This is a genomic window from Rhizobium sp. SG570 (assembly GCF_012275345.1).
GTDB classification, from domain to species: domain Bacteria; phylum Pseudomonadota; class Alphaproteobacteria; order Rhizobiales; family Rhizobiaceae; genus Rhizobium; species Rhizobium lusitanum.
On sequence record NZ_JAAZQI010000025.1, the window covers coordinates 55,453 to 70,791 of the forward strand.

The following is a 15,339-nucleotide window of genomic DNA, read 5'->3' on the forward strand; positions in this document are numbered from 1 at the left end:
ACCGGCTCTTCCCCTACCCGGCACGCTCTTCATTCTTACCTTATCCTCCTAAGGAAAGGCCCGGACGTTGCCGTCCGGGCCTCTTCGAATTATTGGCCAGTGGTGACCTTTGTCCACAAGCGCGTGGCGACGCGCTGTGTTTTCGGATCCCAAGGGGTGAGCGTGAACAGCTTGCTCCTGACCTCATCCGTCGGGTAGACAGCCGGATCTTCAAGCACGTCCTTGTTGACGAACTGCTGCGACGCCTTGTTGCCGTTGGCGTAAGAGACGAAGTTGCTGGCCTTGGCGATGACTTCCGGCTTCATGATGTAATTGAGGAAGGCGTGCGCTTCCGCGACATGCGGCGCATCGGCCGGGATCGCCATGACGTCGAACCACATCTGCGCGCCCTTCTTGGGGATCGAGTAGCCGATGTTCACGCCGTTCTTGGCTTCTACGGCTCGGTTGCGTGCCTGCAGCACATCGCCGGAATAGCCGAAGGCGATGCAGATATCGCCGTTGGCGAGCGCATTGATATATTCAGAGGAATGGAATTTGCGGACGAAGGGCCGGATCGAGGTCAGCAGCGCCTCGGCCTTCTTGAAATCCTCGGCCTTGGTCGAATTCGGATCGAGGCCGAGATAACGCAGGGCGGCCGGAATGGCGTCCGTCGGCGAATCCAGCATATAGATGCCGCAATCCTTGAACTTGGCGGCGAGCTTGGGATCGAAGATCACGTCGATATCAGGTGCTTCGTCGGAGCCGAGAATCTGCTTCACCTTGTCGACATTGTAGCCGACGCCGCTGGTGCCCCACATGTAGTCGATGGCGTATTGATTGCCCGGGTCGTAGGTGGCGATGCGTTGCTGCACCGTATCCCACATGTTCGAAATATTCGGCAGCTTGGACTTGTCGAGCTTCTGGAAGACACCGGCCTTGATCTGGCGTTGCAGGAAGTATGCCGTCGGCACGACGATGTCATAACCGGTCTTGCCGGCCAGAAGCTTGGTTTCCAGCGTCTCGTTCTGATCGAACGTATCGTAGACGACCTTGATGCCGGTTTCCTTGGTGAAATCGGTCAGGATCGAATCGTCGATATAATCCGACCAGTTGTAGATATTGACGACCTTGTCTTCTGCCTGAGCGGCCGTCGCCAGCGAAACGACCGCGAAAGCCGTTGCTGCGAGCCGTGCGAACATGGACTTCATAGTCACTCCTGTTTTGTTCAAGGGCATCTTGGCGACACCCAACCCTCTGTTTTTCCCGTTAGACTAGAAAGGAAATCGGAACGCCACAAGGGGGAAAAGCAAGCCATTGCGAGCTTTGGCGGATTTGCCGAGAAACGGCATTGCAAAGGGTGACGCTTCCTGCTTGCACGCGATTGTGAACTCAAGATCCGCTTCCTGCGTGAATGCGGAAACTAGCTTTGCTAACATCGTAGCGTCTCACTCCTAGAATAGTCTCACGCCCGTTTCGCAGCCCTGCCCAGCGGGCAAACCCAACCCATAATTCAAGGGTGCATCATGCAGTACCAAAAATTCGGCAATACCGGCCTCAGCGTCTCGCGCCTATGCCTGGGCACGATGACCTTCGGCCTGCAGATCGAGCAGGAAGACACAGCCCACGCCATTCTCGACAAGGCGGCCGACGCCGGCGTCAACTTCATCGACACGGCCGACGTTTACCCGCTTGGCGGCGACGAGCAGCTTGCCGGCCGCACCGAAGAGATCGTCGGCGGCTGGCTGAAGGGCAAGCGCGACCGCTTCATCGTCGCGACCAAAGCCGTCGGCAAGGTCGGCCCGTCATCCTGGGATCAGGGCGCGTCGCGCAAGCACCTTCTCGATGCCATCGACGCTTCGCTGCGGCGTCTCAGCACCGATTACGTCGACCTCTACCAGCTGCATTCCGACGATCGCGAAACGCCGATCGACGAGACGCTGGAAGCGCTCGATATCATCGTACGCTCCGGCAAGGCCCGCTATGTCGGCGTGTCGAACTTCCTGGCCTATCGGCTGGCCCTGGCGCTTGGCCGCGCTGACTTTTTGCGCACCGCCCGCTTCGTCTCGGTGCAGCCGCGCTATAATCTGCTGTTCCGCCAAATCGAGCGCGAATTGCTGCCACTTGCCGAAGAACAACGCATCGCCGTCATCCCCTACAATCCGATCGCCGGTGGCCTTCTCACCGGCAAGCACAGGCACGATGTCGCACCGACCGAAGGCCGCTTCAGCCCGCAGCTGCGCAGCGCCGGTACCAACTACCTGCAACGCTATTGGCACGAACGCGAGTTCGCGACGATCGAGAAGCTGCGCGGCATCGCCGAAGACGCAGGCCAGTCGCTCGTCAAGCTCGCCGTCGCCTGGGTCGCCGCCAATCCGGTCATTACGTCAGCCATCATCGGTGCTAGCCGCCCGGATCAGTTGACGGACACGCTCGCCGCCATCGATCTCAAGCTCGATCCGGAGCTCAAAGCCAAGCTGGATGACGCCACCGTCGAATATCGCTGGGGCGACGCGGCGCGCTGAACAAGAGCAGACCGGCGGTTCATCGCCGCCGGTTCACGCGTAGGTCGGGCGCTTGCCGGCAAACAGCTCCGAATGACTCTTCAACAGCCGGGTCATGCGATCGACCACGGTGCGGATTTCCCGGCGATGGCGATCAGCATTGTTCATGACGATCCATTGCCGGTGGCGGAGGGCTGCTATTTCCTCGCCGACGCGCTCCAGCCTCGGCTCCTGATCGCCGACGAAGCAGGGCAGAACCGCGATGCCAGACCCCGCCAGCACCAGATCATGAAGCGACCGCGGGCGGCTGACCGTGAAGGCGATCTCCTGCCGCCGGTTCTGATGCGGCCAGCGCAGATAGGCCGAAACCGCCTCGTCTTCCGCCACGGCGATCCAGCGCTGCGGTCCGGCAAAGCGCATGTTGCGGGCCTGATAGGCGGCATAGGCGACATCGCCGGTCTTGATAGCGGCAAGATTGGCTTCCTCCGGCTCGAAGGCGCGGATACCGATATCGCTTTCGCGATGGGCAAGGCTGGCGCGGCGCTCGCCAAGATGCAGATCGATGCGAAAGCCGTCCCGCTCCGAGCAGATCACCGGCATGTTCTGGCTGAGCAGCCAGCCGACCCAGGTGCCGGCGGCAATCCGGACGACCGCGCCGCCCTGGGCATCGCGCTGCCAGCTATCCACCTTGCGAGCCGCGGCCTCCATCTCCAGCAATTGGTCGAACAGCGCCTGGCCATCGCCGGTCAATGTGTAGCCGGCCTGGCTGCGCTCGAAAAGCAGGCGGCCGATCTGCCCTTCGAGCTCCAGCATGCGCCGGCCGATCGTTGCCGGGCTCAAACCGCTGGTCGCGACCGCTCCCGTCAGCCCGCCGCCACGGGCGACATCGAGGAAAAGTTGATAGGAATCCCACGTGGTGTTTTTCATAATTGAAAAACATAGGGCGAAAACGGCTGTTTATAAAGCAAGTTTCTGTGTGTAGTTGAAGAGATGCCCACAACATGGAGATGTCTCATGATGGACAGCATCGCTTTGGCCAAGGCCATCGAACTACAATGCCGGGCGCGCGAGGAGCAATGGCGCCGCAACGAGGATCTGTTCTACCTCGACTATGGGCACGATCCCTGGCCGCTATTCACCTGGGGCGGGCGTGTGCTCGACCGTCTGTATGCCGCTTACAAGGCGACAAAAAAAGCGGACCGGCTGGAGATCAACCGGTCCGCCTGCGATGATGATGGTTGCTGCGGTCAGGCCGCTTCTTCCCGCATATAGCCTGAGCTGTATCCGGCTTCGATCTTGAACTGCTGGATGAGATGCAACAGCGCGTCGGCTTCGGTGGCCAGCTCGCGGCTTGCCGCCGTGGTCTCTTCCACCATGCCGGCGTTCTGCTGCGTCATCTGATCCATGTGGTTGACCGAGGCGTTGACCTCCTGCAGCGCGCTTGCCTGGTCGTGGCTGGCGCGGGCAATCATTTCCACATGCTGGCTGATCGTGACGATCTGGCTGCTGATCTGTGCCAGGACCGAACCGGCCTCCTGCACGAACTGCGAGCCGGAATTGACCTCCTGGGTCGATTTGTTGATCAGTCCCTTGATTTCCTTCGCGGCGGCGGCCGAGCGCTGCGCCAGCTCGCGCACTTCCATGGCGACAACGGCGAAGCCCTTACCGGCGTCACCGGCGCGCGCCGCCTCGATACCGGCGTTGAGTGCCAGGAGATTGGTCTGGAACGCGATCTCGTCGATGACGCCGATGATCTGCTCGATCTGGCGCGAGGCGCCCTCGATGCGTGCCATCGCATCGATGGCGTTGCCGACGACCACGGAGCTGTCATCGGCGCTGCGCTTGGCTTCGCGCACGATGGCATCCGCGTCCTTGGCACGCTCGGCGGACGAGCGGACGGTGACGGTGATCTCGTCGACGGCGGCGGCGGTCTGCTCCAGCGAAGCCGCCTGCTGCTCGGTGCGCTTCGACAGATCCTCGGCGGAGGCCGCCATCTGGTTGCCGTTGCTCTGGATCATCTCGACATTGCTGCGGACCTGGCTCAGCGTCTCCTGCAGGCGCGACAGCGAGCTGTTGAAGTCCTGACGAAGCTGTTCGAGGCGGCCGATGAAGGGTGTCTCGATCGTGGCGGAAATATCGCCTTGCGCGAGGCGTTCGAGACCGGCTGCAAGCTCGCTGACCGCGAAATCGATCTGGCGGTCGAGTTCGCGCTTTTCAACGTCGTTGCGCTGACGTTCGTGTTCCGAGGCAGCGCGCTCCTCGTCGCTCTGTTCCTCGATGCGGATCTTCGAAATGGCGTTTTCCTTGAAGATACCGAGCGCGCGAGCCATGTCGCCGATTTCGTCGTGACGCTGCTCGCCGGAAATCGCCGTCTCGAGCATGCCATCGGCGATCCGGCGCATGGCGGCGGTGATCTGGCCGATCGGACGCTGCAGGGTGAGGACCAGCGCGATACCGCCGGCGACCGAGAGGATGATACCCAAAGCCGTCGCCAGGACGGATATGTAGTTCGCCTGGTCGCGTTCGGAGCCCGCGCTCTGTTTCTGCGTCTCGGCAAAGGCGGTCAGCTGGCTCCACACCTGGTCGAGTTGCTGGCGGGCGCTTGCATATTCGGCAACCCGCTGGGTGATCGTATCGACCAGCTTGCCGCCGGCGTCGTCCATCGACTTGATCGCCGGGCGGATGGCCGCATCGATATCACCGGCGAAATCCATGCTCTTGGCGCTCTGGTTCAGCGTATCGATATCGCCGCCGAGCTTTGCGATTTCCTGGCGCAGGCGGACGAGATTGTCCTTGTTGGTATTGGCGTTGAACTCGGCGAGGACGAGCTGCAGCGAGTAGACCGAATCTTCGAGGCGGCGGGTATCCTGCAGAACGGAATTGGTCTGCGCGACGCGGGCATCCAGCGATACGAAGGTCGTGGTCGCCTGACGCATCATCTGCGTCGCCGTCAGCTGCGTATAGGTCGATGTCTGGCGGAAGCGCGAGAGAAGACGGCCGATATTGGTAATGGTGTCATCGGTCGGCGCATCGGTGCTTTCGGTGAAAGTGGTCAGATCCTTGATCGTGCTCGTCAGCGACTGAACGACACTCTTCTGGTTCTGCGGCAGCGCAAGGTCGATGGAACGCAGGGCCTTGTTCAGATCCGGCAGCCGGTCCTTGAGAAGCTTGACCTTGTCGGCCGGCGTCGCTCCCTTGTTGAAATCCTCAGCAACCGAGGCAAGCAGATCGCCGCCTTTCAGCAGACGGTCCGCGGCGCGCAATGTCGAGGTCGCGTCGGCCTGATCCTGCCGCATCTGATCTTCCAGTTGCTGGCTGTTGAAATTGACGTTGAAACGGGCGCTGATCAAGGCTCGCTGTGCGTCGTCGATGGTCTTGCGGAACGCAACCTCCTGCTCGTGGAGCGTCCAAAGCCTGCCGACGAGATTGGCCGTGTCGGCCGTCTTGGCGGTTGCGTCGGTCAGATTGTCGCGGCCCTCCGAATCCGCGCCGAGCTGGCCGAGCGTCGCATTGAGCACGCCCTGCTGGGACTTGATATCCCCGTAGAGCTTGTCGCGTTGCTGCGCATTGGTGATGCGCAGGAAGTCATCCATGGAACCATAGAGATTCTTGAAGCCAGTCAGCGATTGCAGCACGCTGTTGGAGATTTCCATGCGTCCCTGCAGCAGGCCGGAAGCATAGAGCCCGGTGAGCCCGACGGCGGAAATGCTGATGACGAAGGGCAGGACGAATATGAGAACCTTCGTCTTGATCTTGAAACGAGACAGTATCCTATCAATCAACATGGTGGCTCAGACCTCTCACCGCTCCCCTCGCCGACGCCTCCGCAGCGCTGGCCGGACGTATCCTCGTCAATCTTGAAAATCTTCGCAGGCGGGGTCCTGAGTGGTGTCAGGAAGCAATCATTGCATCGGCTCGGTCTCGCAGACGAGCGCCCCATAAAACTGCGGGAATTGTCGGTCTGATAGATTAATTTTCAGATAAGGCACCGGCGGGGCGCCTCGTAGCTGAACAGATGCGAGTAAGAAGGCGTCGAAAAGAATATTGACGCGCAGACAAAAGCCGCCATGACAATGACGGCTAAGACATCTAAAGCGGCTAAACTCAATAGCCGCGCACGGCCAGATACGCGATGCAGGCCGCGGTAGCACCCATCGCCAGCATCAAAAGCCTCGCGGCCAGGAGCTTGGCGTTATCCCGGGTTTGAGCGATTGCAATGGCGCGAGCACGACGATTGGTTTTGTTCATGAGCATATTCCCATTTTCGCACTGACACGATAACCGGCAAATAGTCTGTTCGGCAACTGCCAATGTATTCAGTAAACATGTAGGAAAGGAAAACGCGAGAACCAGAGGCCGGTTCCATTTTCTGACGGAGCGCACAAGGCATTGAATATGGAGGCTCACGCAGCCTCGCCGGCAACATGACCGGACGCCCATGCCCATTGAAAATTATAACCGCCGAGCCAGCCGGTCACATCGACGCACTCGCCGATGAAGAAGAGGCCGGGCGCGGCTTTCACCTGCATGGTCCTCGAATCGAGGCAGCTGGTATCGATGCCGCCGAGCGTTACCTCCGCAGTGCGATACCCTTCCGAGCCGGACGGCTTTACCGGCCAGGACTGAATGGCAGCCGCAAGCTGCTCCAGGCGCTTGTCGGACTGATCAGCCAGATTGCCTGACACGCCCTCAGCCTCGACGAAGTGCTGCGCCAGCCGCTTCGGCAGGAGCTCGGCAAGGGCTGTTTGCGCCGATTGCCGGCCGTTGGCCTGCTTTGCTTTCTTGAGAAGTGCAAAGACATCGACGTCAGGCTCGATCGCGACGGTAATCTCCTCCCCTTCCCGCCAGTAGGAGGAAATCTGCAGGATGGCCGGCCCGCTGAGGCCGCGATGGGTAAAGAGCAGGGCTTCGCGAAATGCCGTCTTGCCGTGGCGGATTTCGGCAGGCGCGGCGATGCCGGAAAGCGGCGCGATGCGCTGAAGGAGCTGCGGATCGAGCGTGAGCGGCACCAGGCCCGGCCGCGTCTCGACAAGCGGCAATCCGAATTGCTCGGCGATGCGATAGGCAAAGCCGGACGCGCCCATTTTCGGGATCGACTTGCCGCCGGTCGCGACAACCAGCGAGGATGCCTCGAAGGTGCCCTCCGAAGTGCTGATGCGATAGCCGCCGTCAATCTGTTCCACCCCGCCTGTTTCCGTGCGCAACCACAGTTGCGCGCCGGCCGCGCGCATCTCGTCGGTCAGCATGCGGATGATGTCTTTGGCGCTGTTGTCGCAGAAGAGCTGGCCAAGCGTCTTCTCATGCCAGGCGATGCCATGGCGCTCGACCATGGCGAGGAAATCCCGAGGCGTGAAGCGAGCCAGCGCCGATTTGGCGAAATGCGGATTGGCGGACAGGAAGTTCTTCGGGCCGGCATGGATATTGGTGAAATTGCAGCGGCCGCCGCCGGAAATGCGGATCTTCTCGCCGGGTGCTGCGGCATGGTCGAGCACGGCGACGGAACGCCCGCGCTGGCCGGCGCGGATGGCGCACATCATGCCTGCCGCGCCCGCTCCGAGAACGATCACATCATACCTGCCGACCACGCTTCAACCCCTAATCATTCGCCGCGCTCACTGATCATTTTTCCATCATACGGCGAAAGTCCGAGCGGTTTTCCCCCTCGCCAATTGGCAAACTGCGGTTATGATGCAATCACCGATCAATCCAAATACGGTGTTTTATGCCTGCGAGAAAGACCCCGCTGAAAGCTTCCGTGCCTGTCTCGAAAGTCCCTACGGTACCTCCTAGCCTGAGATCGGCACGCGGCGTGGCAAACTGGAAGGAAGCGGCCCAGTGGCTGCGGGCGCGCGGGATCGAGGACATCGAATGCATCACTCCGGACCTTGCGGGCGTGCCGCGCGGCAAGATGATGCCGACCTCGAAATTCACCTCCAATACGTCGCTGGCACTGCCTTCCGCGATCTACCGCCACACGATTTCGGGCGAGTATCCGGAGGAAACCGAGAGCTTCCGCTACGAGCCGCGCGACAGCGACCTGAAGCTGGTGCCGGATCTCTCGACGCTTTCCGTCGTCCCCTGGGAAACCGACCCGACAGCGCAGGTGATCTGCGATATCGTCAATTCCGAAGGACACGCGGTTTCCTATACGCCACGCAACCTGCTGAAGCAGATTCTGGCACTCTATCGCGATCGGGGCTGGAAGCCGGTGGTGGCGCCCGAGATCGAATTCTATCTCGTCGCCAAGAATGACGACCCCGATTATCCGCTGCATCCGCCGAAAGGTCGCTCCGGCCGCTCGATCCTCGGCGGTCAGGGCTACTCGATCGCCGGCATCAACGAGTTCGACGAGCTGATCGACGATATCTATCACTTCTCGGAGAAGCAGGGTCTCGAGATCGACACGCTGATCCATGAAGAGGGTCCGGCGCAGCTCGAAATCAACCTGCGCCATGGCGACCCGATCGAGCTTGCCGACCAGGTGTTCATGTTCAAGCGCACCATTCGCGAGGCAGCGCTGAAGCACGGCATCTATGCCACCTTCATGGCCAAACCGATGCAGAGCCAGGCGGGCTCGGCGATGCATATCCATCAGTCGGTCGTGAACATCGAGACCGGCAAGAACGTCTTCACCAATCCGGACGGCAGTCCGTCGCAGGAATTCTTCCACTTCATCGGCGGCATGCAGCGCTATGTGCCGAATGCGCTGGCGATGCTTGCGCCCTATGTGAATTCCTATCGGCGGCTGGCGCCGAACATGTCCTGCCCGGTCAACAATGCCTGGGGCTACGACAACCGCACCACGGCTTTCCGCGTGCCGGTCTCCGATCCGCAGGCCCGCCGCGTCGAAAACCGGCTGCCGAGCTCCGACGCCAACCCCTATCTCGCGCTCGCCGCCTCGCTCGCCTCCGGCCTGCTCGGCATCATGAAGAAGGTGGAGCCGACGGCACCGACCGAGGATTCGGCCAACGAAGGCTCGATCGACCTGCCGCGCGGCCTGCTTGAAGCCATCGCGCTCCTGGAGGGCGAGCCGGCCTTCCAGGAGGTCCTCGGCAAGGAATTCATCGACATCTATGCCGGTGTCAAACGCGGCGAGTTCGAAACCTTCATGCAGGTGATCAGCCCGTGGGAGCGGGAATTCCTTCTGCTCAACGTGTGAAGGGATCGCCCATGACACTGCACGAAACATGGCAGAGCCCGATCGCGCCGGGACTTTCGTTTTATCAAGCAACCGTCGGCCCACGCCCGATCTATCCGAAGCTCGATGGTTCGCGCCGGGCCGATGTCGCCATTATCGGCGGCGGTTATACCGGCCTCCAGGCGGCCTACAATCTCGCCAAGGGTGGTGCCGAAGTGGTGCTGATCGACGGCAACCGCTTCGGCGACGGCGCTTCGGGCCGCAATGGCGGTCAGCTCGGTACCGGCCAGCGCTCATGGCCCGAGGAGCTTGAAGAGAAGATCGGCTACGAGCGCTCGAAGGCTCTTTTCGATCTTGCCGAGGATGCGAAGCGTCATCTTCTCGATTTCGCCTCCGAGCACGGTATCGACATCGACCTCCTGCCGGGCCAGATGAATGTCACGCACAAGCCGAGCTACAAGCACGCCTATATGGAAAATGCGGAGATCGCCGCGACGCGCTACGGCTATCCGCACGTCAAATTCATGGATCGGACCGAGACCCAGGAACGGCTGGGCTCCGAATTCTATCTCTACGGCGTCAGGGACATGGGCACGGGACATATCCACCCGCTGAAACTGCTCATCGGCCTGGCGCGGGTCGCCGCCGAGGCAGGCGCCTCCCTCTTCGAAATGACCAGGGCGAAGGCCTTCCGGCAATCGGGCGGCAAGACCATCATCCAGACGGACGGCGGCGAAATAACCGCCGAACGGGTGCTGATCGCCTGCAACGGCTATATCGACAACCTCGAGCCGGTGACCGCGAGCCATGTCATGCCGATCCGCTCCTTCATCGGCGCCACCGAACCGCTCGATCGCTTCCCGACCGTGCTTCCCGGCAACGAAGCCGTCGCGGATTCGCGATTCGTGGTGCGCTATTTCCGCAAATCGAAAGACGGGCGCCTGCTGTTCGGCGGGCGCGAAGCCTATACATCAGACAATCCACGCGACATAACGCAGCACATCCGCCGGCAGATCGCCGAGATCTATCCGGCCCTGGCGGATATCAACATCGATTATGCCTGGGGCGGATCGGTCGGCATCACCATGCCGCGCCAGCCCTTCGTGCGGGAGGTCATGCCGGGCGTCACCTCGATCGGAGGCTATTCCGGGCATGGGGTCATGCTGTCAAACTATTGCGGTAAACTCTATGCGAAAACAGTTCTCGGGAATGCGGACGAGCTTCACCTCTTCAAGGAGCTGAATGTTCCACCTTTCCCCGGTGGCGCGCGCATGCGGGCGCCTCTGCTTTTCCTGGCGCTCTCGTGGTTTGCGTTGCGCGACAGGTTCTAAAAATCGGAAGATGGATTTCTTCCGCCGGCAATCCGCTATAAAAAGCCGAGTCTGAATTTTGCGATGCACACTGGCCTTTTTAAATCGATTAGATTAAAAGGGGCCTCAACCAAGACCGATTGAGAGATACCTCATGAGCAGCCAAATCATTCCCGTTGAACCATTTGATTATGTCGTTTTCGGCGGCAGTGGCGACCTTGCCGAGCGCAAGCTTCTGCCCGCTCTTTATCATCGCCAGATCGAAGGCCAATTCTCCGAACCGACCCGCGTCATCGGCGCTTCGCGTAGCGCGCTTTCGCACGAGGAATATCGCAAATTCGCCGACGCCGCCCTCAAGGAACACCTGAAGGGGGGCGAATATGACGAGGCGCAAGTCAAGAAGTTCCTCGCCCGTCTGTTCTATGTTCCGGTCGACGCGCGCAGCGATGCCGGCTGGGATCAGCTCAAGAAGATTCTCGATGAGGGCAAGGAGCGCGTCCGCGCTTTCTACCTAGCCGTCGCTCCGGGCATCTTCGGCGACATCTCGCAGAAGATCCACGACCACAAGCTGATCACCAAGCAGACCCGTATCGTCGTCGAAAAGCCGATCGGCCGCGACCTCGCCTCGGCCCTGCAGCTCAACGACACGATCGGCAAGGTCTTCAAGGAAGAGCAGATCTTCCGCATCGACCATTACCTCGGCAAGGAAACCGTGCAGAACCTGATGGCGCTGCGCTTCGCCAACGCCCTCTACGAACCGCTCTGGAACGCCAATCACATCGACCACGTGCAGATCACGGTTGCGGAATCGGTTGGCCTTGAAGGCCGTGCCGGCTACTACGACACCGCCGGCGCCTTGCGCGACATGGTGCAGAACCACATCCTGCAGCTCCTTTGCCTGACCGCGATGGAAATCCCCTCCTCGATGGATTCCGAAGCCGTGCGCGACGAGAAGCTGAAGGTGCTGCGCGCGCTGAAGCCGATCAACGCTTCCAACGTCGAGCAGGCGACGGTTCGTGGCCAGTACCGCGCCGGCGCATCCTCGGGCGGCCCGGTCAAGGGCTACCTCGATGAACTCGAAGGCGGCGTCTCCAACACCGAAACCTTCGTCGCCATCAAGGCCGAGATCGGCAATTGGCGCTGGGCCGGCGTTCCCTTCTACATCCGCACCGGCAAGCGTCTGGCCGGCCGCATGTCGGAGATCGTCATCACCTTCAAGCCGATCCCGCACAATATTTTCGATCAGGCCGCCGGCCGCACCGTCGCCAACCAGCTGATCATCCGCCTGCAGCCGGACGAAGGCGTCAAGCAGTCGCTGATGATCAAGGACCCCGGTCCGGGCGGCATGCGCCTGCGCAACGTTTCGCTCGACATGAGCTTCGCCTCGGCCTTCAACGTCCGCAATCCGGATGCCTACGAACGCCTGCTGATGGACGTCATCCGCTCCAACCAGACGCTGTTCATGCGCCGCGACGAAGTGGAAGCGGCGTGGAAGTGGGTCGATCCGATCCTCAAGGGTTGGGAAGAGGCCGGTCAGCAGGTGCAGGGCTATACGGCCGGCACATGGGGTCCGAGCCAGGCCATCGCGCTGATCGAGCGCGACGGCCGCACCTGGCATGACGATATTTAATCCGGGACGACAACGATGACAGCGAATATGCATGCTTTCGCCAATGGCGCCGAACTCGCCGGCAAGCTCGCGGACAAGGTGACCGAGACCCTCTCGGCCGCCATCGCCGCGCGCGGCTCCGCAAGCATAGCGGTCTCCGGCGGCTCGACGCCGAAGGCCTTCTTCCAGGTGCTGTCCTCGCGTTCGATTGACTGGGGCAAGGTGACCATCACCCTGGTCGACGAACGGTTCGTGCCGGCGGACAATCCGCGCTCGAACCACCTGCTCGTCCAGGAAAACCTGCTGAGGGACAAGGCCGCTGCGGCCAAGTTCCTCCCGCTCTATCAGGCCGTGGCTTCCGTCGAGGAGGCCGCCGCCATCGCCACGGAGAAGACCAAAGTCGTCAGCCAGCCCTTCGATGTCGCCATCCTCGGCATGGGCAATGACGGCCACACGGCCTCGTTCTTTCCGGGCGGCAGCAATCTCCTTACCGCTCTCGATCCGAAGACACCGCGCGGTATCATCACGATGGAAGCGGAAGGTGCCGGTGAGCCGCGGCTGACGTTTACCTTCTCCAGCCTTCAGGATGCCCGATTGCTGGTGCTCCATATCGAGGGAGAGGGCAAGAAGGACGTTTTGGCCAAGGCGGAAGCGCCGGGCGAAGAAACCGAGATGCCGATCCGCGCCGTGCTGCGCCGGGCCGCCTCTCCAGTCGAGATTTACTGGGCTCCCTGACGCAGCCGACAGGCCTCGTCATAGAACTCTGAAAGACCAGCAACAGCTGCTGCGCCGGGCGCCCGCAAGGGCGTATCGGCATCGCATTGACATTCGAACCACGCGCCACGCCCTGTACCAAAGCAGATCGAAGCCGATCTTCCGGGGCATCGCGCAGAACAGACGGAGGCAGATCGACCATGGCCGCTGACGCCCGCATTTCCAAGATTACCGCACGCATCGTCGAGCGCTCGAAGCCGACGCGAGAGCGCTATCTGGACCGCCTGCGCAATACCGCGATGAAGGGTGCGCAGCGCTCCGTGCTCGGCTGCGCCAACCTGGCGCATGGTTTCGCAGTCTGTTCCCCCTCCGAGAAGGATGCACTGGCGGGCGACCGCGTGCCCAATCTCGGGATCATCACCTCCTATAACGACATGCTCTCGGCGCATCAGCCCTTCGAGACCTATCCCGCGATCATCCGCGAGGCAGCAGCGGCGGCCGGCGGCATCGCCCAGGTGGCTGGCGGCGTGCCTGCCATGTGCGACGGCGTCACGCAGGGTCAGCCGGGCATGGAGCTCTCGCTGTTCTCGCGCGACCTGATTGCCATGTCGGCCGGCGTCGGCCTGTCGCACAACATGTTCGACGCGGCCGTTTTCCTCGGCGTCTGCGACAAGATTGTGCCGGGCCTCGTTATCGCCGCCCTCTCCTTCGGCCATCTGCCGGCCGTCTTCATTCCGGCCGGGCCGATGACGTCAGGCCTGCCGAACGACGAGAAGTCGCGCGTGCGCCAACTCTACGCCGAAGGCAAGGTCGGCCGCCCCGAACTGCTGGAGGCGGAATCGAAGTCCTATCATGGCCCCGGCACCTGCACCTTCTACGGCACGGCCAATTCCAACCAGATGCTGATGGAAATCATGGGCTTCCACATGCCCGGCGCGTCCTTCGTCAATCCCGGCACGCCGCTGCGCGAGGCCCTGACCCGCGAGGCCACCAAGCGGGCGCTCGCCATCACCGCCATGGGCAACGAATTCACGCCGGCCGGCGAGATGATCGACGAGCGTTCGATCGTCAACGGCGTCGTCGGCCTGCACGCCACCGGCGGCTCGACGAACCACACGATGCACCTGGTCGCCATGGCGCGCGCCGCCGGTATCGTGCTGACCTGGCAGGATATTTCGGAGCTTTCCGACATCATCCCGCTGCTTGCCCGCGTCTATCCGAACGGGCTTGCCGACGTGAACCACTTCCATGCCGCCGGCGGCATGGGCTTCCTCATCAAGGAGCTGTTGAAGAAGGGGCTGCTTCACGATGATGTGCGCACCGTCTACGGTCATGGCCTCAGCTCCTATTCCATCGACGTCAAGCTCGGCGCCGACGGCAATGTCGCGCGCGAACCGGCACCTGAAAAGAGCGCCGATCCGAAGGTGCTGGCGAGCATCGAGACACCGTTCCAGGGCAACGGCGGCCTGAAGATGCTGCGCGGCAACATCGGCAAGGCGGTCATCAAGATTTCCGCCGTCAAGCTGGAACGCCACATCATCGAAGCGCCGGCCGTCATCTTCCACGATCAGCTGGAGATGCAGCAGGCATTCAAGGACGGCAAGCTGAACCGCGACTTCGTCGCCGTCGTCCGCTTCCAGGGCCCGAAGGCCAACGGCATGCCGGAGCTGCACAAGCTGACGCCGGCGCTCGGCGTGCTGCAGGATCGCGGCTTCCGCGTGGCGCTTCTGACCGACGGCCGTATGTCCGGCGCATCCGGCAAAGTTCCGGCCGCAATCCATGTCACGCCGGAAGCCGTCGAAGGCGGCCCTATCGCCCGCATCCGGGAGGGCGACATCATCCGCATCGACGCGATCGCCGGCACGCTGGAGGTGCTGGTAGACGCTGCCGATATGGCCGAGCGCGAACCGGTCACCGCAGATCTCTCCGGGAACGAATTCGGCATGGGGCGCGAGCTCTTCGCCCCGTTCCGCCGTGCCGCGGGTCCGGCCGATCAGGGCGCAAGCGTCCTGTTCCACTGAAGCGTCTCACGGCTTAGCGCCGTGAAGCGCCAGCAGCGGGCGATAAGCAACGTCTGCTCAAAAGAAG

General features: G+C 61.8%; 12 protein-coding genes. 7 read left to right on the top strand and 5 right to left on the bottom strand.

The window, feature by feature from the left end:
* Window positions 1–89: 89 nt before the first annotated feature.
* A complete protein-coding gene (locus FHT28_RS31990; protein WP_246705006.1) occupies window positions 90–1,178 on the bottom strand; it encodes a polyamine ABC transporter substrate-binding protein in 1,089 nt (362 codons plus the stop codon).
* A 324-nt stretch (window positions 1,179–1,502) separates the two neighbouring features.
* Here FHT28_RS31990 and FHT28_RS31995 point away from each other — a divergent pair, with 324 nt between their 5' ends.
* Window positions 1,503–2,501 carry an aldo/keto reductase gene (locus FHT28_RS31995; RefSeq protein ID WP_168598405.1) on the top strand — a complete coding sequence of 333 codons (999 nt, stop codon included), beginning with the start codon at window positions 1,503–1,505 and terminating at the stop codon, window positions 2,499–2,501.
* Between the two features lie 33 nt (window positions 2,502–2,534).
* On the opposite strand, the gene FHT28_RS32000 is transcribed toward FHT28_RS31995, so the two are convergent.
* Window positions 2,535–3,407 (bottom strand): LysR family transcriptional regulator, encoded by an 873-nt coding sequence (locus FHT28_RS32000; RefSeq protein WP_168598406.1) that lies wholly within the window; start codon window positions 3,405–3,407, stop codon window positions 2,535–2,537.
* Between the two features lie 87 nt (window positions 3,408–3,494).
* Here FHT28_RS32000 and FHT28_RS32005 point away from each other — a divergent pair, with 87 nt between their 5' ends.
* Window positions 3,495–3,752 (top strand): hypothetical protein, encoded by a 258-nt coding sequence (locus FHT28_RS32005; protein WP_168598407.1) that lies wholly within the window; start codon window positions 3,495–3,497, stop codon window positions 3,750–3,752.
* Here the strand turns inward: FHT28_RS32005 and FHT28_RS32010 are convergent.
* The 3 genes from FHT28_RS32010 to FHT28_RS32020 all read right to left on the bottom strand — a co-directional run bounded on the left by FHT28_RS32010 (window position 3,728) and on the right by FHT28_RS32020 (window position 8,065).
* Window positions 3,728–6,265, bottom strand: a complete 2,538-nt coding sequence (locus tag FHT28_RS32010; RefSeq protein ID WP_168598408.1) for a methyl-accepting chemotaxis protein — start codon at window positions 6,263–6,265, stop codon at window positions 3,728–3,730. The two genes, FHT28_RS32005 and FHT28_RS32010, sit on opposite strands and share 25 nt — an antisense overlap.
* A gap of 319 nt (window positions 6,266–6,584) precedes the next feature.
* Window positions 6,585–6,728 (bottom strand): hypothetical protein, encoded by a 144-nt coding sequence (locus FHT28_RS32015; RefSeq protein ID WP_167669525.1) that lies wholly within the window; start codon window positions 6,726–6,728, stop codon window positions 6,585–6,587.
* 155 nt (window positions 6,729–6,883) lie between these two features.
* Window positions 6,884–8,065: an NAD(P)/FAD-dependent oxidoreductase gene (locus tag FHT28_RS32020; protein WP_168598409.1), complete on the bottom strand. Its 1,182-nt coding sequence runs from the start codon at window positions 8,063–8,065 to the stop codon at window positions 6,884–6,886.
* Between the two features lie 137 nt (window positions 8,066–8,202).
* On the opposite strand from FHT28_RS32020, the gene FHT28_RS32025 reads away from it, so the two are divergent.
* From FHT28_RS32025 to edd, 5 genes are all read left to right on the top strand, one after another.
* Window positions 8,203–9,639, top strand: coding sequence for a glutamine synthetase family protein (locus tag FHT28_RS32025; RefSeq protein ID WP_168598410.1), 1,437 nt, complete (start codon window positions 8,203–8,205; stop codon window positions 9,637–9,639).
* An 11-nt stretch (window positions 9,640–9,650) separates the two neighbouring features.
* A complete protein-coding gene (locus FHT28_RS32030) occupies window positions 9,651–10,949 on the top strand; it encodes an FAD-binding oxidoreductase (protein WP_168598411.1) in 1,299 nt (432 codons plus the stop codon).
* A gap of 133 nt (window positions 10,950–11,082) precedes the next feature.
* Window positions 11,083–12,558 carry a glucose-6-phosphate dehydrogenase gene (zwf, locus tag FHT28_RS32035; protein WP_037199044.1) on the top strand — a complete coding sequence of 492 codons (1,476 nt, stop codon included), beginning with the start codon at window positions 11,083–11,085 and terminating at the stop codon, window positions 12,556–12,558.
* Between the two features lie 15 nt (window positions 12,559–12,573).
* Entirely contained in the window at window positions 12,574–13,272 is a 699-nt protein-coding gene (gene pgl / locus FHT28_RS32040) for a 6-phosphogluconolactonase (protein ID WP_037199046.1), read from the top strand.
* Between the two features lie 179 nt (window positions 13,273–13,451).
* On the top strand, window positions 13,452–15,272 hold the full coding sequence (gene edd / locus FHT28_RS32045; protein WP_037199048.1) for a phosphogluconate dehydratase: 1,821 nt from the start codon (window positions 13,452–13,454) through the stop codon (window positions 15,270–15,272).
* Window positions 15,273–15,339: the final 67 nt, after the last annotated feature.

Bases quoted from the DNA above. Each gene is read 5' to 3' on its own strand.
- FHT28_RS31990 (WP_246705006.1), bottom strand. From the start codon at position 1,178: ATGTTCGCACGGCTCGCAGCAACGGCTTTCGCGGTCGTTTCGCTGGCG.
- FHT28_RS31995 (WP_168598405.1), top strand. From the start codon at position 1,503: ATGCAGTACCAAAAATTCGGCAATACCGGCCTCAGCGTCTCGCGCCTA.
- FHT28_RS32000 (WP_168598406.1), bottom strand. From the start codon at position 3,407: ATGAAAAACACCACGTGGGATTCCTATCAACTTTTCCTCGATGTCGCC.
- FHT28_RS32005 (WP_168598407.1), top strand. From the start codon at position 3,495: ATGATGGACAGCATCGCTTTGGCCAAGGCCATCGAACTACAATGCCGG.
- FHT28_RS32010 (WP_168598408.1), bottom strand. From the start codon at position 6,265: ATGTTGATTGATAGGATACTGTCTCGTTTCAAGATCAAGACGAAGGTT.
- FHT28_RS32015 (WP_167669525.1), bottom strand. From the start codon at position 6,728: ATGAACAAAACCAATCGTCGTGCTCGCGCCATTGCAATCGCTCAAACC.
- FHT28_RS32025 (WP_168598410.1), top strand. From the start codon at position 8,203: ATGCCTGCGAGAAAGACCCCGCTGAAAGCTTCCGTGCCTGTCTCGAAA.
- FHT28_RS32030 (WP_168598411.1), top strand. From the start codon at position 9,651: ATGACACTGCACGAAACATGGCAGAGCCCGATCGCGCCGGGACTTTCG.
- zwf (WP_037199044.1), top strand. From the start codon at position 11,083: ATGAGCAGCCAAATCATTCCCGTTGAACCATTTGATTATGTCGTTTTC.
- pgl (WP_037199046.1), top strand. From the start codon at position 12,574: ATGACAGCGAATATGCATGCTTTCGCCAATGGCGCCGAACTCGCCGGC.
- edd (WP_037199048.1), top strand. From the start codon at position 13,452: ATGGCCGCTGACGCCCGCATTTCCAAGATTACCGCACGCATCGTCGAG.